Below are 17408 nucleotides of genomic sequence, written 5' to 3' on the forward strand. Positions count from 1 at the left end.
GGGTCATGGGCCGCCGGGACGGGGGTACCCGTGCTGGTGAACGACCTCTTGTGAGGATGTTGAGGAGATGACTCGGATGCTGTTCCTCGGACTGCTCCTCCTCGGCGCGACGGGCGCCTTCACCGCCCTGGCGATCGCCGGCAACCTGTCCGGTGGCCCCGAGTACTCGGTGTCGGTGCTGGACCACCACATCGCCACCATGAACACGCTGGCGATCTTCAGCTCCGGCCTGGCGCTGGCGCTGCTGTTCTGCCTGGGTCTGGCCATGGTGAGCGGGGGCGCGCACCGCCGCCACCGCACCCCGCGGTCGTACGACACGGGCGCGAACAGTCACCTCGACGAGATGATGGGCCCGGACACCCGCGCCTGACGCGGCACGGCAGTCCCTCTCACCGGTCCCGCAGTTGTACGAGGTGGTGGAGCACCGGCATCGCGGCCGTGCGGTTCTCCCGCAGGGTGGGCCCGAGGAAGCGGTAGAAGCTGGGCTTGGTGAACTGGCGCAGGGCGACGGCGGCCAGGCCCGCGTCCCAGCGGGCGTGGGCGACGAAGCTGTAGTCCGACGCGCTCTCGTCCAGCGGCTGGAGCAGCACCGAGTTGTCCAGGCCCGTCTCGGCTGCGTACCAGCCGACGAGGTGCTCCCACAGCTCGGCCGTGCGCTGCGGGTCCTCCGCCACGAAGTAGGTGAACTGGAACAGGCCCTGGTGTCCGCGGTCCACGTCCGCCAGGCACTTGGCGCAGCGGGCGGTCATCTCGTGGACGTCCCGGGCCGCGTGTTCCAGCCGACGGCGCAGACGGCGGTAGGCGACGCTGTCCCGTACCGGGGCGATGTCGCGTGGTGTCCGGGTCTCCACGAGGAGGACGACGTCGTAGCGGGCGCGGTGCAGTCCCTCGGGCGGGTCCCAGCCGACGGCGGGCGCGAGGGCCGCGGCCCGGTAGACACTCGCCCGCTTCACCTCGGTCAGGCTGGCCAGGTCCTCCGCCTCGGCCCGCAGCAGGTCGAGCAGGTGGGACTTGCCCCGGCTGTGTCCCGGCCTGCCGATTCCGCCCGGGGGCGGCTCCACGGCTGCGGCGAGATGCAGATAGCCGGTCGGCGGCGGTTCGATGAGCCGTACCCGGGCGAACTTGGGGCGCGGATGAACGCTCATGGGAGTCTCCCGCGGGACGATGCGGTCCCTGACCGTGCGCCTACCCGTGAGGGCACGCCCTCACGCCCGGTGCGCTCAATGGTTGGGAGCGGCCCTGCTGATGTCCGCGAGGGCCGCATAAGGGTCCTCGGTGGTGGCGAGATCGCCGATGCTGACCACGCCGACCGGGCAGCCGCCGCGCTCGACGACCGGCAGGCGACGGACGGCGTACCGGCCCATCAGCTCGATGGCGCGGTCGGTGGTGTCGTCCGGCGACAGGGTGGCCACCGGTGGCGGGGTGCAGACGGACCCGACGGTCGTGTGCTCCGGGTCGAGTCCCGCGGCCAGGGCCCGGATCACGATGTCGCGGTCCGTGAGCACGCCGAACAGATCGCAGTCGTAGGCGACGAGCACGTCACCCACGTCGCGCTCCCGCATCACGCGGGCGGCGCGTGCCACGGTGGTCATGGGTTCGAGGGCGGCCGCGCCGGGCGACATCACGTCTCGTATCTTCCGGCTCATGAGGACCTCCCGGGTGCCGGAGGGAGCACAGGTGGCATGCCAGCCGCGTAGCCCGCACCGGCCCGGGTAAACCGCGCCTCCCCGGCAAGATCCGCCCGACGCACTTCCCGGCCGGACGCCCGCCTGTCCAACCTTCGCCCCTTGGACGGCCGACTGCAGGTCGTCAACGGCTACTACCGGCTGACGCGGGGCATCTTCGCGCAGTTCGGGCTGCCGGTGTCCACCCCGGAGCGGGTCGTGGACACGGTGCTGGACCACGCCCGAGACTCCCGGCACTTCGGGCCGGGCCAGGTCAACGCCTGCAACGTACTGGACGTCGCCCACCCCTTGCGGCTGTGCACGCGCCAGATCGGCACGCGCGGCGACGGCTACCGCACGGCCGACATCAGGGCCTGGGCCGAGCGGCAGCTGACGGCCGCACTCTCCCGCTGGCAGGACGGCAAGGGCTTCGGGTGCGGAGCGGGCGGCCCGGGGCCCGAACCGGGTCTGCAGGGTACGGAGATGTGGCTCGCCGTCGTCTGGTACCTCGCCGGCCTGCTGGGCCGCTCCGACGAGCTCGGCTACCGCCCCCGCGGAGTCCACCGGCCGGAACCGGCCCGCACGGGACTCGGCCGTCCCATCAGGTGAGGGCCGACTGAGTCATACGTGCGGGCCTTGCGGGGATGAACGCGCAGCAGGCGCTCACCGGCGCCGCCACGGCAGCACCGTCGGGTCGTCCGCCTCGTCGACGCGGTGCAGGGCGTCGCTGATCGCCTCGCCGATCTCCGCGAACTGCCGTATCTGCTCGGGCGTGAGGGCGTCGAAGACCGCTCGGCGGACGGCCTCCACATGGCCCGGGGCGGCCCGCTCCAGCAGGGCGTGGCCCTCGTCGGTGAGGACGGCGAGCTGGCCGCGGCCGTCGGCGGGGTCCTCGCGCCGGTCCACGAGGCCCGCCTCGCACAGCCGGTTGACCGCGTGGGTGAGCCGACTGCGGGTGATCTTCAGCCGCTGGGCCAGTTCGGACATGCCGAGGACGCCGTCGGGCGCCGAGGAGAGGTGGGCGAGCAGGCTGTAGTCGGCGTGCGTCATGCCGGCGTCCCGCCGCAGCTGCCGGTTCAGGTGGTCGGCGAGCAGGGTGGAGAAGTCGATGTAGGCCAGCCAGGCCCGTCGCTCCTCGGCGTTGAGCCAGCGTGGCGTCGTGGACATGGGCACACCCTACGGAGTCGCCGTCAGGCCGCCTCCTCCAAGGCGCCCTCGGTCTCGGCGGGCCGTCGAGGTACGGAACCGTGTCCGCCCGGGGCCCGGTGGAGCAGGACCAGGGCCGTGCCCAGGACGAGACCCACGGCGGCCAGGACGGGGACGCGTCCGTCCTCGGCGAAGCCCCGGGTGGCGAAGCGGATCAGGGCGAGGACGGTCGCGGCGAGACCGGGCCACAGCAGCCATGCGCGGTACGGGCCGGTGTCCGGGCGGATGTGCTCGTACCGTGCGACCAGGGCGCCCTCCGAAGGACGCAGGGCCGACACGACGACGGTGAGGAGCGCGCCGAGCACCAGCAGCCAGGGCAGGCGCAGGGCCCACCAGGACGCGGAGTTCAGGGCGGGTTCGGGAGCGAGGCCGGTCAGGTAGAAGGCGGCCGCGGCGATCAGCACGGGCAGCATGTGCCACAGATACAGGGTCATGCTGACACCGCCCAGCGTCCGCACGACCCGCCACCCCCGCTCGCGTTCGAGGAGGCGCCGGAGGGCGGGCGCGGCGAGCAGACAGGCGCCCACCTGGGCCACCGCCCAGGCCAGCATCGCCACCGACGGCGGATTGGTGTTGCTCGGGGTCTGTCCGGTCACCAGGATCAGGCTGACGGGGAAGGGGCCGAGGCCGACCAGCGCCGCGAAGACCAGCCCGCCGCCGACGGCCATCGCGGCGGGCAGCCGGCGCCCGGTCAGCAGTCCGTCGCGCCAGCAGAAGCCCAGCTGGTAGGCGACGCCCCAGACGAGGACGTAATTGAGCAGGCCCACGAAGGGCGCGTGGACGGTGAGCACGAGCGTGTCGGCGGCCACCGCGACCGCGCCCAGCACCACGGGGACGGCGAGCCCCCAGCGTCGGTGGGCGTCGTGCAGCACCGGCGTCAGCGCGCTGACCAGCAGGTACACCGGCAGGAACCAGAACTGCATCGCCATGGCCCAGCTGACCAGCGCGAGGGTGCCCGGATCCACGCCGACGGCTTCGCAGATCCCGACGGCGAGCAGCACCAGCCCGCTGTAGAGCCCGGTCGGCAGCAGCAGTCGTACGGCCCGCCGTCCCACCCATCCCGTGGCCGAACCGCCCGCCGCACGCGTCCGCGCCCAGGATCCGGCCGCCGCGTGTCCGCCGGCCAGGAAGAAGAGCGGCATGATCTGGAACAGCAGGGTCAGCCACTGGGTCCAGGGCGCTGTGGCCAGCAGCTCCGGCGCGCCCAGCGAACCGTCCGGGCCGTGCACCAGGGCCGTGATCAACCAGTGGCCGAGCACCACCAGAACGATCGCCCACGCTCGCAGAAAGTCGACGTACCGATCTCTCCCCATGGCTCGTCATGCTGCCGGAGTCCCCGGCGGGGCCGCTCCGCGAATCCCCGGCCGCAACCAATCCGTGCCCGCGACGAGATCGGGAACGCCGTGTTCGGCCATTCTGCGGGCGTGCGGGCATATGCCAGGCGGTTCGGCAGGACGCTCCCGAACCGGCCCCGGCCTGCCGAACGGGCATGGGGTCATCGCCCGCCATGCCATACGAACTGCCGTTTTCCTCTCATACGGCGGTCGTCGGGAGCCGTGGGGCGTCTCGGCACCCGCCTGGGACGCCCCCGCGTTACCGGTGGTCCCGGGGTGGCCGGAATCAGTCGGGTGCCGGGTCCGCGGTGACATTGACCTGTCAGTGTGCGCTCTCCAGTGGGGAGGCTTTCGGTGTTGACAGGGGAGGGATGCTTTGTGCTGAGACGAGAGGCCTTCCGGGTGCCCCGGCACCCGGCTTCCGTGGGCTTCGCCCGGCATCGGGTACGACGTCATCTGGCCACGTGGGGACATGGCAAGGATGACGCGATCACGGAGAACGTCGTACTGCTGGCCTCCGAGCTGGCGGCGAACGTCGTCCGCCACGGACCGATCCTCGAGCGGGAGTTCGAGATATCGGTGACCGCACGGGCCGACGGCTCCTGCTTCATAGCGGTGTCCGACCAGAGCCCGGCCCGGCCCGTTCTGCGGGACGCTCCGAGCCCGGACGACGAGCGCGGCCGCGGACTGCATCTGGTGGACCAGCTGGCCCGGACCTGGGGGGTACGGGACCGGGGGCGCAACGGCAAGACCGTGTGGGCCCTGGTCGGCGCGTCCGGTTAACCCCCGCTACACAGCCAACTGCGGGTAGAGCGCCGCCAGTTCGCCGGCGAGTCCCGCCTTGACCTGGCGTGAGATGTCGTCGGCCAGTACCTCGTGCGCCCCGGACTCGATGCCGTCGAGCGCGAGCGCGGCGACATCGCGGGCCGCGGACTTGGGGGCGTCGACACGCGCGGTCAGGTCGGTGTCCACGTATCCGACGTGCAGGCCGGTGACCGCGATGCCGCGGGGCTGCAGTTCGAGGCGCAGGGAGTTGGTCTGCTGCCACAGGGCCGCCTTGGAAGCGCTGTAGGAACCGGCGTTGCCCAGCCAGGACAGCACGGAGTGGACGTTGAGGATGTGTCCGCCGCCGTTGCGTTCGAGGACGGGTACGAAGGCGCGGGTCACCAGCAGCGGCCCGTAGAAGTTGATCTCGAACTCCCGGCGCACGTCGTCGACCGGGGTGTCGAGGAAGGGCCCGCCGACGGAGACGCCGGCGTTGTTGATCAGGACGGTGACGTCCTGCGCCCGCGCCGCCGCTGCCGCCACCGAGTCGGGGTCGGTGACCTCCAGGGCCAGCGGTACCGCATCCGGGTGCGTCACCGTGCGCGGGTCGCGGGCGGTGGCGTACACCTTGCCGGCGCCACGCGCGTACAGCTCTTCCACCAGGGCCTTGCCGATCCCCCGGCTGCCGCCGGTGACGAGGACGACGGCGTCTTTGATCGCGGTCATGACCACTCCTTGAGAACGAGGATGCACAGAACAGATACGGAAACCGATCGGTTTCATCTCACTGTAAACCGATCGGTTTCCGGACTCAAGGCCGGCCGTCTGTTGAGTTTGGAAAACGAACCCCCTGGGTCAGCGCGCGGCCGCGCGCTGGTCGAGCCGCTTCAGGGCGGCGTCGCCCCACTGCACGTTCGCCCGCTCCAGCGCCAGGCCGCCCAACAGGGTGAGGTAGGGGCCGATGCGCTCGGCGTGGGTGAAGTACTCGTCCTCGGTGCGGCCGTCGAGCAGCCGCTCCCTCAGCCGCTCGTAGCGGGCGAGCTTGGCGGTGGCCCGCTCGACCCGCTCGGCGACCGCGGCCCGTACGGCGTCGAGGTCGCCGATGTCGACGCACTGCACCTTGACCATCAGCTCGTCCCGGATGGCCAGCGGCTTGGCCGGGGTCGCCAGGATGTAGTCGCGCAGGACCTCCAGGCCCGCCTCGGTGAGGGAGAAGAGCCGCTTGTTGGGGCGGCGCTCCTGCTGCACGACCCGCGCCGAGACCAGCCCCTCGCCCTCCATGCGCTCCAGCTCCCGGTAGAGCTGCTGCGGGGTGGCCATCCAGAAGTTCGCCACCGAGGCCTCGAACCCCTTGGCGAGGTCGTAGCCGGACGCCTCGCCCTCCAGCAGTGCGGCCATCACCGCGTTGCGCAATGCCATTGCCCCAAATTAACACCGCGTTGATTAATCAAAGGGGTGACCAAGGCCCCCCAAGGGGCGCGGGACTGTATCGACATGCGACTCCGCCGCAGCGGCGCGACCAGCCACGACGGCAGATCGCGGCACTCGCACCGGAGCACTCAGATGCCCTCGGCCGGCACGGTCACCGGGAGCAGGGCGGGGCGCTTGGGCCCGCGTCCGTCGCCGGAGGAGCGGCCGCGTGCACGGCGGACGATCCAGGGTCCGAGGAAGGTTCCGGCCCAGCGCAGTTCGGCGCCGACGGCCCGCAGGCCCGAGCGGGTCGCCGCGCCGGGCGGCAGGGGCCGGGTCCAGCCGTCATCGCTGTCCGGCAGGGCGAGGGCATGGGCGACCGCGTCGGCGATCAGCGCGTGGCCCTCGGGGCTGGCGTGCAGCCGGTCGGCGCTCCACAGCCGCGGATCGGTCACCGCCGGGTGGGGCGAGGAGTCGGCCACCAGGACGCCGTGCCGCCGAGCGGCCTCACGGATGCGGGCGTTGAGGGCGAGGACCCGGGGCGCGAGCGGCCGGGCCAGCGGGGCGATGCGGCCGATGTCGGGGAAGGTGAGCGTGGCCACGCGGGCACCCCGTGCGGTGAGCGCGGCGAACATCGCCTCCAGATGGCCGGCGACCTCGTCCGCGTCGAACCGGGGCCGCAGCACGTCGTTGACCCCGGCGACGACCGTGGCGAGGTCGGGCTCGAGGGCCAGGGCGGGCGCCAGTTGCCCGTCCCGCACCTGCCCGGCGAGCCGGCCGCGGACGGCGAGGTTGGCGTACAGCAGGCCCGGGCTGTCGCGGGCGATGCGCTCGGCGAGCCGGTCGGCCCACCCCCGTAGCCCCCCGAGTTCGTCCCCGTCGCCGACCCCCTCGGTCTGGCTGTCCCCCAGGGCGACGTACCGCAGATACCCGCTGTCGGCCATTGAAGCCCCCAGTCGATGAGCCATCAGTCATACGACTAGTCACCTATTCGCATTGTTGACTATAGCGTCGGCCGGTCCGCTCCGTCGGTCCGGGATTCCAGGGCGTGCAGCACGGCCACCATGTCCTCGCCGCCGTGCCCCTGCTCGACGGTCTCGCCGAAGAGCGTGTGGCATACGTCGAGCAGGGGCGAGGCCAGGCCGGCCTTGCGGGCGGCCTCGGCGATCAGACGGTTGTTCTTCAGTACGTCGGAGGCGCCCGCCTGGACCGCGAAGTCCCGGGCCAGCAGCTTCGGCGCCTTCATCCGGGAGACCGCGCTGGCCATCGGGCCCGCGTCGAGGACATCCAGGAACAGCCGCCGGTCAAGGCCGTGCCGGTCGGCGAAGTGGAAGGCCTCCGTCAGACCGGTCACCAGGGTGATCAGGAACAGGTTCACCGACAGCTTCATCAGCAGCGCGTCCGGTACGGCACCGCAGTCGAACGTCTCGCGGCACAGGGGCGCCAGCAGCGGCCGTACCTCCGCCACGGCGTCGCTGTCGCCGGCCAGCATCGCAACCAACTGCCCCTGTTCCGCCGGGACTCGGGAGCCGGAGACCGGCGCCTCGACATAGCGTCCGCCCGCCGCCCGCACGGCGTCCTGCAGACCGCCCGAGTACTCCGGCGCGGTCGTCCCCATGTGGACGACGGTGCGTCCCGCGACCCGCGCGGTGAAGTCCGGTGTGCCCCGGCCGAGGACGGCGTCGGTCGCGACCTCGTCGGCGAGCATGAGGAAGACGACGCCCGCCCGGGCGAAGACCTCGGCGGGGTCGGCGGCGACCTCGGCTCCGGACGCGCGCAGGGGCTCGCAGCGGTCCGGCGTGCGGTTCCAGACGAGGAGCGGTGTTCCCGCGCGGGAGAGGTTGAGCGCCATCGGGCGGCCCATCACCCCGAGGCCGACGAATCCCACGTAGTCCACGATGCACCGCCGTTTCCGAACCCCAGCTGCCGGCTATGACCGCGGTCATAGTAGCCGTCTCTATGACCACGGTCATAGAGTGTCCGCGGAGACGTCGAGGGAGGTCGGGCATGGCGGAGTCCGAACGCGGGCCACGCGAGCGGATGGTCTTCAGCGCGGCCCAGCTCATCCGGCGCGAAGGCGTCGGGGCCACCGGGATGCGCGAGGTCGCCGCGCACGCCGAGGCCCCGCGCGGCTCGCTCCAGCACTACTTCCCGGGCGGCAAGGAGCAGTTGGTCAACGAGGCGGTGGGCTGGGCCGGCCGCTACGCCGGCAAGCGGGTCGCCCGTTTCCTCGCCACGCTCGCGGAGCCGACGCCGAGCGGGCTGTTCGCCGAGATGGTGCGGCAGTGGACGGACGAGTACGAGACCGTGGGCTTCGCGGGCGGCTGCCCCGTCGCCGCCGCCACCGTGGACTGCGCCGAGTCCAGCACGTCCACCCGGGAAGCGGTGGCCACCGCGTTCGCCACCTGGACCGGTCCCGTGGCCGAGGCCCTGACGGACATGGGCGTACCCGGCGAACGGGCCGGTGCCCTCGCCACGCTCATGATCAGCGCGCTGGAGGGCGCCATCCTCATCGCCCGGGCCGAACAGGACACCCGCGCCCTGACGACCGTGGCCCGGGAGCTGGGCCCCCTCCTCGACGCCGCTGCGCACACCACCGGTTGACCGCTGCTCTCAACTGACCCTTACGCCACAGTCGTTGACCGGACTTCGCTTCCGCCAGCAGAATGGGCCCACACCGCCTGAGAGCGCTCTCAGGCGTGACCGTAACCTGCCCAGGGAGACCCATGACCGGCAGTCGAGGCCCCGGAATCAGCCGCCGTGCGCTCATCGGGACCGGAGTCGGCGCGGGCGCCGCCCTCCTCACCGCCGGGACCGGCACAGCCGAGGCGGCGAGCGGCCCCTCGGCCCCTCGCCGCGCCCTCTCCTTCCTCGCCGCGGCCATGGACGCCTACCCGGACCACGGCACCGTCCGTCTGGCCCAGAGCTACACCGACCAGGCGGGCCTGTTCAGCACGGCGTTCACCTACGACAACGCCCTGGTGATCCTGGCGAACCTGGCCTCCGGCACGGCGGACGGCGGCACCCGCGCCACGGCCCTCGGGGACGCGCTGCTGTACGCGCAGGCCCATGACCCCGGCTATGACGACGGCAGGCTGCGTCAGGCCTACAACGTCGGCCCGTACACCTTCTACGACGGCTCGGCCCAGCCGGACGGGTTCGTCCGGGCGGACGGTACGGCCAACGTCGGCACCCAGTTCGGCTTCACCGGCACCGCGGTGGGCGACATGGCGTGGGCCGGCATCGCGCTCGGTGCCCTCGCCGGGCGGACCGGAGAGCGCCGGTTCCTGACCGGCGCCGTGCGGATCGGCGAGTGGATCGAGCGCAACGCCCGCACCGACGAGCCGCTGGGCGGCTACACGTTCGGGGTGAACGGAGCGAACGAGAAGCAGCCGTTCAGCTCCACCGAGCACAACACCGACCTGGTCGGTCTGTTCGGCCGGCTCGCCCGGCTGACCGGGGGCCGGGTGTGGCGGGAGCGAAGGGCCTGGGCGAAGGCCTTCGTCGAGCGGATGTGGGAGCCCGCCGGGGGCTTCTTCTACACCGGCTCCAACGACGGCGTGACGATCAACAAGTCGCCCGTCCCCGAGGACACCCAGACCTGGACCCGCCTCGCCCTTCCCTCCCCCGCCCACGCGCGCTCCCTGGACTGGGCGGCGGCCCACCTCGCCGTGCTGGACACGGCCGACCGCCCCAACAGCACGGTTGCGGCAGGACAGTCGTACGCGGGCGTCACCTTCAGCTCGGCCGGTCCGGTGGCGAACGAGGACGCGCCGATCGCCAGTGGGCAGCCGAAGCCCGACCGCAACGGCGTGTGGTTCGAGGGCACGGCCCATCTCGCGCTCGCCCTGCGCGACCGCCGCGCTCCCGGCGACGAGGCGCGCGCCCGGGGGCTGATCGCGTCCGTCGAGCGCGCCCAGGACCTGCTCGGCGGCGGCCAGACCCTCGGGTCGGTGGCGGTGGCCGAGCGGTCCGGTGTCGTCTCGGCCAGCAGCCCCCTCGACACCGGTTTCGGGTTCGGCTACTACCCGTACCGGCACACGGGCGCCACCGCCTGGTACCTGCTGGCCGTCGCACGCGCCAACCCGCTGCGGGCCTGAGTCAGTTCGCCGCCACGGTGCGCCCGGACCGCGAGCGCATCAGCGGCTGGATACGGGTGCCGAAGTTCTCGATGCCTTCGAGGAAGTCGTCGAAGACGAGCATGATGCCCTTGGTGCCGGGGACTTCGGCGATCTCGTCGAGCATGCGGGCGACGTTCTCGTACGACCCGACGAGCGTGCCCATGTTGAAGTTGACGGCGCCTTCGGGGGCCACGATGGTGCGGGCGGTGGAGGAGTCGTCGGCGGTCGTGTCCGTGGCCGACTCCCCCGCCATGTAGGCCAGGGCAGCGTGGTCGGCGTGGTCGTGGTAGTCCTGCCACGTGGCCCGGGCCGCCTCGTCCGTCTCGTCCGCGATGACCATGAACAGGGAGAGCGCACCCACGTCCCGGCCGCTGTCGCGGGCCGCCTCCGCCAGGGCGGCCGTGGTGTCCGCGAAGGCGAGCGGGGTGTTGACGCCGCTGCCCAGGACGAAGTTGTAGTCGGCGTGCTCGGCGGCGAAGCGGATGCCGGTGCCGCTCTGGCCGGCGGCGACGATGTCGATGTGCCCGTCCGCCGGGCGCGGGGAGAGCACGCAGTCGTCCATCTCGTAGAACTCGCCCTTGAAGTTGCTGACGCCCTCGCGCCACAACTCCCTCAGCACGGTGACGTACTCGACGGCCCGGTCATAGCGGTTGCCGAAGTGCTCGTCGCCGGGCCACAGGCCCATCTGGCCGTATTCGCCGGGCGCCCAGCCGGTGACGATGTTGACGCCGAAGCGGCCGGGGGCGATGGAGTCGACCGTCACGGCCATGCGGGCGACGATCGCCGGCGGCAGGGCGAGGATCGGTGTCGACGCGTAGAGCCTGATGCGGTCCGTCACGGCGGCCAGGCCCGCCATCAGGGTGAACGATTCGAGACTGTGGTCCCAGAACTCCGTCTCGCCGCCGAAGCCCTTGAGTTTGATCATCGACAGGGCGAAGTCGAGGCCGTGTTCCTCGGCCTTGCGCACGACCGCCTTGTTCAGCTCGAACGTCGGCATGTACTGCGGCGAGCTCTTGGATATGAGCCAGCCGTTGTTGCCGATGGGGATGAAGACACCGATGTCCATGCCGCTCCTCATGATCGGAAGCCTGCCCGTGCAGGGGCACGGTACTCGGCCGAAATTTCAACAACTTGCCGTTGTCCGTTGGCCGTTGCCGAGGAAGAGTTGGGGTGGGCGGCCGGTCGGAATCCGTGAAGCAGGTTTCGATCGGAAACAGGAACGATAAGTTCCCACCATGAACGCGCGGCTCGCTCTTCTCGGCACGGTGCCTCCCGGTGTGACGGAGAGCGAGGTCTTCAGGCTGGCGCTCGGGCAGGCGGTGGGCGAGCTGAGCGGGCTCGGCGGCACCATGCACCTGCGCGGACCGATGTCGGCTCTGCGGCTGGTGTCCTCGGTGGGGCTGCCGCCCGCGCTCACCCGCTCCTGGGAGATCGTCGACCAGGAGGGCCCCCTGGCCCCGGCCCGTGCCCTCCAGCAGGGCGAGGGCGTCTGGGTGCCGCACTCCGCTCCCGGCACCCCGCCCCAACCGGTGTGGCCCGGCACGGGGCTCGCCGCCCTACCGGTGTTCAGCGGGCGGCGCAGCATCGGCGCGCTGACGGTCCTGGCGGGCGACCGAGGCGAACCCACCCCGCAGCACTGGGACTTCCTGCGGGACGTGGTCGCCTGGACCGAGGACCGCATGGCCCAGGCCCCGCCACCGTCCGGACCCGCGCAGCCCGAGCTGAACGGCGAGCGCCTGCGGCACGCCCTCAAGGAGGTCCAGGTCGGCTCCTGGGACTGGGACATCCGGGGCGGCGAACTCATCTGGGACGAGGCGGCCCTGGAGCTGTACGGCACCCGGCCCGCCGACTTCACCGGGAAGATCGAGAACTGGATGCGGATCGTCCACCCCGACGACCTGGCCCCCACTCTGGCGGCGGCCCAGCGGGCGATCCTCGACCACAGCGTCTTCGAGGCCGAGTACCGGGTACGGCGGCTGGACGGCACCTGGGGCTGGACCCAGGCGCGCGGCCGGGCCACGTACGACGAGAACGGCGAGCCGCTGCGGATGATCGGCGTGGGCTGGGAGAGCAACGAGTCGCGCACCGCCCGCGACGCGCTCGGCCGGGCTCTGCGGCACATGAGCGACGGCTTCATCGCGGTGGACGACGAGTGGCGGATCACCTTCGCCAATCTGGAGGCGGAACGTTTTCTGGGCTTCTCCGAGGAGGAGTTGTTCGGCCGGCTGCTGTGGGACCTGCCGGCCGCCCGGGACATTCCGGGGCTGCGCGGCGGATGTCTGGAGGCGGCGGTCGAGGAGCGGCCCGCCGGCTTCGACGTCCTCGTCCCGGACTGCGGGCGGCGGCTGCATCTGCGGCTGGTGCCCGGACCCGACGGACGCACCCTCTACTTCCAGGACGTCACGGAGAAACGGCGGCTGGCGGAGGAACAGCAGGCGGCCGATCGCGACGCGGCCGAACGCTCGGCCCGGCTGGCGGAGCTGACCGCGGAACTGGCCAAGGCGACGACCTCCCAGGACGTGGTGGACGTGGTCGCCCGGCGGGTGCTGCCGGCGTTCGCCGCCGCGGGTCTGCTGGTCCAGGTCATCGAGGGAGACCGGCTGCACCACGTCGGGGCGGTCGGCTTTCCCGACGGCTTCGTCGACAGGCTCGACGCCCGTCCCCGGCCGGGACGCGGCGACCCGGCGTGGGACACGATCACCGTAGGGACACCGCTGTTCCTGTCCTCGTCGTCGGAGTTCGCCGCGCGCTACCCCGAGACGGCCCACCTGGCGGCCGTCGGCGGCAAGCGGTCCTGGGCCTTTCTGCCGCTGACGGCGTCCGGGCACACCTTCGGTGTCTGCGTGGTCGCCTTCGACCGGCCTCGGCTGCTCACCTACCAGGAGCGCGACCTGTTGACCACCATCAGCGCCCTGGTCGCCCAGTCGCTGGAACGGGCCCGTCTCTACGACGCCGAGCACACCCGGTCCCGCGAGCTCCAGCGCAGTCTGCTCCCCCAGGCCCTGCCCGACCTGCCGGAGTGCACGGCCGCCGCCCGCTATCTCCCGGCCGGGCCGGGCACGGACGTGGGCGGCGACTGGTACGACATCATCCCGCTGTCCGGCGGACGGGTCGCGCTCGTCGTCGGCGACGTCATGGGGCACGGTCTGCCGGAGGCGGCCACCATGGGCCGGCTGCGCACCGCCGTGCACACGCTGGCCGATCTGGAACTGCCGCCCGACGAGATCATGGGCCACCTCAACGACATCGTCGACGGCATGGGCGAGACCTCGTACGTCACCTGCCTGTTCGCGGTGTACGACGCCACCACCCGGGTCTGTTCCATCGCCCGCGCCGGACATCCGCCGCCCGCCCTGGTCCGCCCCGACGGCACCGTGCACTTCTCCGACCACGAGGCCGATCCGCCGCTCGGCGCCGCTGAACCGCCTTTCGACACCGTGGAGTTGGAGGTGCCGGAGGGCAGTCTGCTGGTGCTGTACACGGACGGTCTGGTCGAGTCGGCGAAGCGGGAGATCGACGAAGGGACGGCGGAGCTGGCACGGCTGCTGGGCACGGCCCACGCGGACGGCACGGCACGGGATCTCGAGCGGCTGTGCGACACGCTGACGGCCGGTCTGCTGCCCGCCGGCCAGCAGGCCCCCGACGACGCCGCGTTCCTGGTCGCGCGGCTGCACGCGCTGCCTTCGGACCGGATGGCGTCCTGGTCGCTGCCCCTGGACCCGAAGGCGGCGGGGCAGGCGCGCCGCCATGTGCGCGAGCAACTGGCCGCCTGGGAGCTGGACGGCCTGACCGCCACCACCGAGCTGCTGGCCAGCGAACTCGTCGGCAACGTCGTGCGTCACGCCAAGGGCCCGGTGCGGCTGCGGCTGCTGTACCGGGCGGGGCTGGTCTGCGAGGTCTTCGACGGCAGTCAGACGATGCCGCGGATCCGGCGGGCAACGGAGACGGACGAGGGCGGGCGGGGGTTGCAGCTGATCGCGGCCCTGTCGGCGCGCTGGGGAGCGCGCTACACACCGACGGGCAAGTGCATCTGGGCCGAACTTCCGCTGCCGGACGGCTCGGACGAGGAGCCGGCCGACGCGATGGAGCTGATGTTCCTCGGCGGGGGTGACCTCGAGACGGACTGGGACGCGCTGCTGTGAACTCGCTCGCGGGCGTCTGTCTGGTGCGGGCGCTGGGCGAGGAGAGCGCGTACGTCGTAGGGGCACGACTGGGGCGCGCCGGTGGCCTGACACACGGCGCTGCTGCGGCCCGACGTGGTGCTCGGCGTGGCCGGCCTGCGCGTGCCGGCGCCGCTCCGGGGCACACGGCCGCCGCCGGCCGTCAACGCGGCCCTGATCGACGTCCTCACCGAACACCGGGAGGAGCAGGGCCACTCGTGGGCGGTGGGCTCCGGCCGTTAACGAGACCGTTCCGGGCCGGCGCGGCACAATGGCCGTATGGTCGCCGAGGTCGTGGACGAGGCGGTACGGGTGCTACCGGCGCCGCCGCTCAGGGGACTGGTCGGCTGGTACTCCGGCTACCGGCAGCGCGGCGTCCCCGCCGCCACGCACCGCGGGCTGCCGTCCCCGTGGCTGACGCTGATCCTGACCCTGGACGAGCCGCTGAGCATCGCCGCCCACCCCGACCCGGGCGCCGCGCCCGGCGACTACCCGACCCTGCTCGGCGGTCTGCACACCTCGCCCGCCCTCATCCGGATCCCCGGCCGGCAGTCCGGCATCCAGCTGGCGATCAGCCCGCTCGGCGCCCGCGTCCTGCTGGGGCTGCCCGCGGGCGAGCTGGCCGGGATCGACGTCCACGCCGACGACGCCCTGGGGCCGGACGTGCGCAAGGTGCACGACAGACTGCGCGAGGCACCCGACTGGCCCGCCCGCTTCCGTGTCCTCGACGACTGGCTGCTGACCCGGCTGACACGCCACGACGGCACCCCCACGGCCGCCGCGGCCCTCACGGAGGCCTGGCGGCGGCTGCTGGCCACCGGCGGCCGGGTACGCGTCGAGGAGCTCGCCGCCGTGACCGGCTACAGCGACCGCCATCTGCGCAACCGCTTCCGCGCGGAGATCGGCCTCACCCCGAAGGCGGCCGCCCGGGTCGTCCGCTTCGACCTGACCCGGCGCCGCCTCGCGCGGCGGCCCGGCCGGCCCGACCTCGCCGCCCTGGCCGCCGACTGCGGTTACGCGGACCAGTCCCATCTCGACCGCGAGTTCGCGGCGCTGGCCTCCTGCACGCCGAGCGCCTGGCTGGCGCAGGAGTTCCGAAACATCCAATCCGGGCACCATCCGCCCGCGTGACGCTGAAGGGGTACGGCCGACTCTGGCTCCCCGCACCGAAAGGCCCGCCGTCATGACCGACACCGCCAAGCAGCCGCCCGCCCCGCAGGTCTGGCCCACCCTGCGCGCCCGAGACGCCCGGGCGCTGATCCGCTTCCTGGTCGACGCCTTCGGCTTCGAGGAGACCGTCGTCCACGGCGACGGCGATCTCGTCGAGCACGCCCAGCTCAGCTGGCCCGAGGGCGGCGGGGTGATGCTGGGCTCGGTGCGCGAGGACCAGGCCCCCGGCGAGGGCCCCACCCCGCCCGGCGCCTTCAGCGCCTACGTCGTCACCGCCGACCCGGACGCCGTGCACGCCCGTGCCAAGGCGGCCGGCGCCGACATCACCACCGGCCTCCACGTCACCGACTACGGCTCCCGCGACTTCGCCGCCCGCGATCCCGAGGGCAACCGCTGGTACTTCGGCACCTACCGGGGCGAGCCGCGCTGAGTGCCGGTCTCAGGTCGCGGTGTAGCCGAGCTGGCGTCGCATGTACGGCGTCATCAGGGTCTTCGCCTTGGCCAGCACCGAGGTGCGGCCTCCCAGGACGGCGGTCTCGCCGCCCGGGATGGGCACCGTCGTGACGCCGTCGGCGGAGCCGAACGGGACGATCATCGGGGTGCGGTGGAAAGGCCGGTACAGGCGCAGGTCCCTGCGGTGGCGTCCGGCGCTGTTCAGGTAGGTGCGGATGTTCCAGGCGGCGAGGTCGGCCTGGGTCAGCGCGGCCGGGGTGATCTTGAGCTCGGTGGCGTCGTTGACGTCGCCGACCGCGAAGACGTCCAGGCGGCCTCCGACGCGCAGCGTCCGGTCGACCTTGATGTGTCCGGTCTCGTTCAGCCAGTCGCCGTGGCCGCCCAGTCGCAGCCAGAGTGTGTTGGGCGTGGTGCCCGTCGCCCAGAAGGACAGGTCCGCTGCGATGACGTTGCCCCGTGCGTCGCGGTAGGTGCCGAAGTCGTTGCCGGGCGACATGAACGAGTCGAGGCGGACCTCGACGTCGTGCGACTCCAGCCAGGCGCGGGCACGCCGGCCGGCGCGCGCGATGCCCGTCGAGTGCAGCAGTTCGGTGCCGGAGTGGGCGAGGGTGACCCGGGCGTCCGGGCGGGCCAGGCGTATCTCGGCGCTGAGTTCGACCCCGGAGGGCCCGCCGCCGACGACCAGGATGTGCTCGGCGTCGGCCACCTTGTGCTGGTGGCCGGCGAAGGCCTCGACCGCCTCGTCGGCAGTGCTGCCGACGAATCGGGCCGGTTCGGGGTAGTCGGCGCCGGTGGCGATCACCACCACGTCGTACGGCAGTCGCTCCCCCGTGCCCAGCACCACCTGCCGTTCGGCGGTGTCGACACGGACCACCTTGCCCAGGACGACCCGGCCGTGCTGCAGCAACCGGTCGTAGGGGATGAACGGCGTCACGGACCACTCCGGGCGGACTCCGGCCCGCAGGGAGGCGATCCGGTGGAAGAACACCTCCTTGCGGTCCACGAGCGTCACCCGCGCGGTCCCGTCGAGTCGTTTCGCCACGCGCACGCCCGCGTAGCCACCGCCTATCACCACTACGTCGCCGTGCAGCACGCCGGGTCTCCTGTGCAAGTGGGGGGTGGTGA

17 protein-coding genes and 2 pseudogenes are annotated in these 17408 nt (G+C 72.4%); 9 read left to right on the forward strand and 10 right to left on the reverse strand.

The features are described 5' to 3' along the window. The first annotated feature begins 67 nt into the window (after window positions 1-67). Window positions 68-370, forward strand: a complete 303-nt coding sequence (locus tag ABZZ74_RS17485; RefSeq protein WP_356765727.1) for a hypothetical protein — start codon at window positions 68-70, stop codon at window positions 368-370. 19 nt (window positions 371-389) lie between these two features. Here the strand turns inward: ABZZ74_RS17485 and ABZZ74_RS17490 are convergent, their stop codons facing one another. Both ABZZ74_RS17490 and ABZZ74_RS17495 read right to left on the reverse strand, forming a co-directional pair. Further along, window positions 390-1145, reverse strand: coding sequence for a hypothetical protein (locus ABZZ74_RS17490; protein ID WP_356765729.1), 756 nt, complete (start codon window positions 1143-1145; stop codon window positions 390-392). 75 nt (window positions 1146-1220) lie between these two features. After that, on the reverse strand, window positions 1221-1646 hold the full coding sequence (locus ABZZ74_RS17495; protein ID WP_356765731.1) for a CBS domain-containing protein: 426 nt from the start codon (window positions 1644-1646) through the stop codon (window positions 1221-1223). Between the two features lie 147 nt (window positions 1647-1793). Between ABZZ74_RS17495 and ABZZ74_RS17500 the strand changes: the two are divergent. Then, window positions 1794-2273 (forward strand): annotated as a pseudogene (locus ABZZ74_RS17500) (acyltransferase); the annotation flags it as partial. A gap of 54 nt (window positions 2274-2327) precedes the next feature. Here ABZZ74_RS17500 and ABZZ74_RS17505 read toward each other — a convergent pair. Next, entirely contained in the window at window positions 2328-2831 is a 504-nt protein-coding gene (locus ABZZ74_RS17505; RefSeq protein ID WP_356765733.1) for a MarR family winged helix-turn-helix transcriptional regulator, read from the reverse strand. Window positions 2832-2854: 23 nt separating this feature from the next. Beyond that, window positions 2855-4183 carry an acyltransferase gene (locus ABZZ74_RS17510; protein WP_356765735.1) on the reverse strand — a complete coding sequence of 443 codons (1329 nt, stop codon included), beginning with the start codon at window positions 4181-4183 and terminating at the stop codon, window positions 2855-2857. Window positions 4184-4582: 399 nt separating this feature from the next. On the opposite strand from ABZZ74_RS17510, the gene ABZZ74_RS17515 reads away from it, so the two are divergent. Then, on the forward strand, window positions 4583-4987 hold the full coding sequence (locus ABZZ74_RS17515; protein ID WP_240870766.1) for an ATP-binding protein: 405 nt from the start codon (window positions 4583-4585) through the stop codon (window positions 4985-4987). A 6-nt stretch (window positions 4988-4993) separates the two neighbouring features. Here ABZZ74_RS17515 and ABZZ74_RS17520 read toward each other — a convergent pair whose 3' ends face one another. The 4 genes from ABZZ74_RS17520 to ABZZ74_RS17535 all read right to left on the reverse strand — a co-directional run bounded on the left by ABZZ74_RS17520 (window position 4994) and on the right by ABZZ74_RS17535 (window position 8276). Next, window positions 4994-5695, reverse strand: a complete 702-nt coding sequence (locus ABZZ74_RS17520; RefSeq protein ID WP_356765737.1) for an SDR family oxidoreductase — start codon at window positions 5693-5695, stop codon at window positions 4994-4996. Window positions 5696-5824: 129 nt separating this feature from the next. Then, a complete protein-coding gene (locus tag ABZZ74_RS17525; protein ID WP_356765739.1) occupies window positions 5825-6388 on the reverse strand; it encodes a PadR family transcriptional regulator in 564 nt (187 codons plus the stop codon). A 140-nt stretch (window positions 6389-6528) separates the two neighbouring features. Then, on the reverse strand, window positions 6529-7323 hold the full coding sequence (locus ABZZ74_RS17530) for an SGNH/GDSL hydrolase family protein (RefSeq protein WP_356765741.1): 795 nt from the start codon (window positions 7321-7323) through the stop codon (window positions 6529-6531). A gap of 59 nt (window positions 7324-7382) precedes the next feature. Beyond that, window positions 7383-8276, reverse strand: a complete 894-nt coding sequence (locus ABZZ74_RS17535) for an NAD(P)-dependent oxidoreductase (protein WP_356765743.1) — start codon at window positions 8274-8276, stop codon at window positions 7383-7385. A gap of 110 nt (window positions 8277-8386) precedes the next feature. Between ABZZ74_RS17535 and ABZZ74_RS17540 the strand changes: the two genes are divergently transcribed. Together ABZZ74_RS17540 and ABZZ74_RS17545 are read left to right on the forward strand one after the other, a co-directional pair. Next, a complete protein-coding gene (locus ABZZ74_RS17540) occupies window positions 8387-8983 on the forward strand; it encodes a TetR/AcrR family transcriptional regulator (protein ID WP_356765745.1) in 597 nt (198 codons plus the stop codon). 122 nt (window positions 8984-9105) lie between these two features. Further along, entirely contained in the window at window positions 9106-10479 is a 1374-nt protein-coding gene (locus ABZZ74_RS17545) for a Tat pathway signal sequence domain protein (RefSeq protein ID WP_356765748.1), read from the forward strand. 1 nt (window position 10480) lies between these two features. Here ABZZ74_RS17545 and rutA read toward each other — a convergent pair whose 3' ends face one another. Further along, window positions 10481-11566: a pyrimidine utilization protein A gene (gene rutA, locus ABZZ74_RS17550; RefSeq protein WP_356766075.1), complete on the reverse strand. Its 1086-nt coding sequence runs from the start codon at window positions 11564-11566 to the stop codon at window positions 10481-10483. Window positions 11567-11735: 169 nt separating this feature from the next. Between rutA and ABZZ74_RS17555 the strand changes: the two genes are divergently transcribed. The 4 genes and pseudogenes from ABZZ74_RS17555 to ABZZ74_RS17570 all read left to right on the forward strand — a co-directional run bounded on the left by ABZZ74_RS17555 (window position 11736) and on the right by ABZZ74_RS17570 (window position 16260). Further along, window positions 11736-14642 (forward strand): SpoIIE family protein phosphatase, encoded by a 2907-nt coding sequence (locus tag ABZZ74_RS17555; RefSeq protein ID WP_356765750.1) that lies wholly within the window; start codon window positions 11736-11738, stop codon window positions 14640-14642. A gap of 14 nt (window positions 14643-14656) precedes the next feature. Then, window positions 14657-14816, forward strand: a pseudogene (locus tag ABZZ74_RS17560) (alpha/beta hydrolase); the annotation flags it as partial. 123 nt (window positions 14817-14939) lie between these two features. Then, window positions 14940-15791, forward strand: coding sequence for a helix-turn-helix domain-containing protein (locus ABZZ74_RS17565; protein WP_356765752.1), 852 nt, complete (start codon window positions 14940-14942; stop codon window positions 15789-15791). A gap of 52 nt (window positions 15792-15843) precedes the next feature. After that, entirely contained in the window at window positions 15844-16260 is a 417-nt protein-coding gene (locus ABZZ74_RS17570; protein ID WP_356765754.1) for a VOC family protein, read from the forward strand. 9 nt (window positions 16261-16269) lie between these two features. On the opposite strand, the gene ABZZ74_RS17575 is transcribed toward ABZZ74_RS17570, so the two are convergent. Continuing rightward, window positions 16270-17376: an FAD-dependent oxidoreductase gene (locus ABZZ74_RS17575; protein ID WP_356765756.1), complete on the reverse strand. Its 1107-nt coding sequence runs from the start codon at window positions 17374-17376 to the stop codon at window positions 16270-16272. Between the last annotated feature and the right edge of the window lie 32 nt (window positions 17377-17408).

The organism is Streptomyces sp. NPDC006476 (assembly GCF_040612015.1).
Classification (GTDB): Bacteria; Actinomycetota; Actinomycetes; order Streptomycetales; family Streptomycetaceae; genus Streptomyces; species Streptomyces griseorubiginosus_B.

What these genes read in the sequence shown, in the direction of transcription:
- rutA (WP_356766075.1), bottom strand. Translation starts at nt 11,566, where the DNA reads ATGGACATCGGTGTCTTCATCCCCATCGGCAACAACGGCTGGCTCATA.
- ABZZ74_RS17570 (WP_356765754.1), top strand. Translation starts at nt 15,844, where the DNA reads ATGACCGACACCGCCAAGCAGCCGCCCGCCCCGCAGGTCTGGCCCACC.
- ABZZ74_RS17525 (WP_356765739.1), bottom strand. Translation starts at nt 6,388, where the DNA reads ATGGCATTGCGCAACGCGGTGATGGCCGCACTGCTGGAGGGCGAGGCG.
- ABZZ74_RS17505 (WP_356765733.1), bottom strand. Translation starts at nt 2,831, where the DNA reads ATGTCCACGACGCCACGCTGGCTCAACGCCGAGGAGCGACGGGCCTGG.
- ABZZ74_RS17530 (WP_356765741.1), bottom strand. Translation starts at nt 7,323, where the DNA reads ATGGCCGACAGCGGGTATCTGCGGTACGTCGCCCTGGGGGACAGCCAG.
- ABZZ74_RS17495 (WP_356765731.1), bottom strand. Translation starts at nt 1,646, where the DNA reads ATGAGCCGGAAGATACGAGACGTGATGTCGCCCGGCGCGGCCGCCCTC.
- ABZZ74_RS17540 (WP_356765745.1), top strand. Translation starts at nt 8,387, where the DNA reads ATGGCGGAGTCCGAACGCGGGCCACGCGAGCGGATGGTCTTCAGCGCG.
- ABZZ74_RS17485 (WP_356765727.1), top strand. Translation starts at nt 68, where the DNA reads ATGACTCGGATGCTGTTCCTCGGACTGCTCCTCCTCGGCGCGACGGGC.
- ABZZ74_RS17545 (WP_356765748.1), top strand. Translation starts at nt 9,106, where the DNA reads ATGACCGGCAGTCGAGGCCCCGGAATCAGCCGCCGTGCGCTCATCGGG.
- ABZZ74_RS17555 (WP_356765750.1), top strand. Translation starts at nt 11,736, where the DNA reads ATGAACGCGCGGCTCGCTCTTCTCGGCACGGTGCCTCCCGGTGTGACG.
- ABZZ74_RS17490 (WP_356765729.1), bottom strand. Translation starts at nt 1,145, where the DNA reads ATGAGCGTTCATCCGCGCCCCAAGTTCGCCCGGGTACGGCTCATCGAA.
- ABZZ74_RS17520 (WP_356765737.1), bottom strand. Translation starts at nt 5,695, where the DNA reads ATGACCGCGATCAAAGACGCCGTCGTCCTCGTCACCGGCGGCAGCCGG.
- ABZZ74_RS17510 (WP_356765735.1), bottom strand. Translation starts at nt 4,183, where the DNA reads ATGGGGAGAGATCGGTACGTCGACTTTCTGCGAGCGTGGGCGATCGTT.
- ABZZ74_RS17565 (WP_356765752.1), top strand. Translation starts at nt 14,940, where the DNA reads ATGGTCGCCGAGGTCGTGGACGAGGCGGTACGGGTGCTACCGGCGCCG.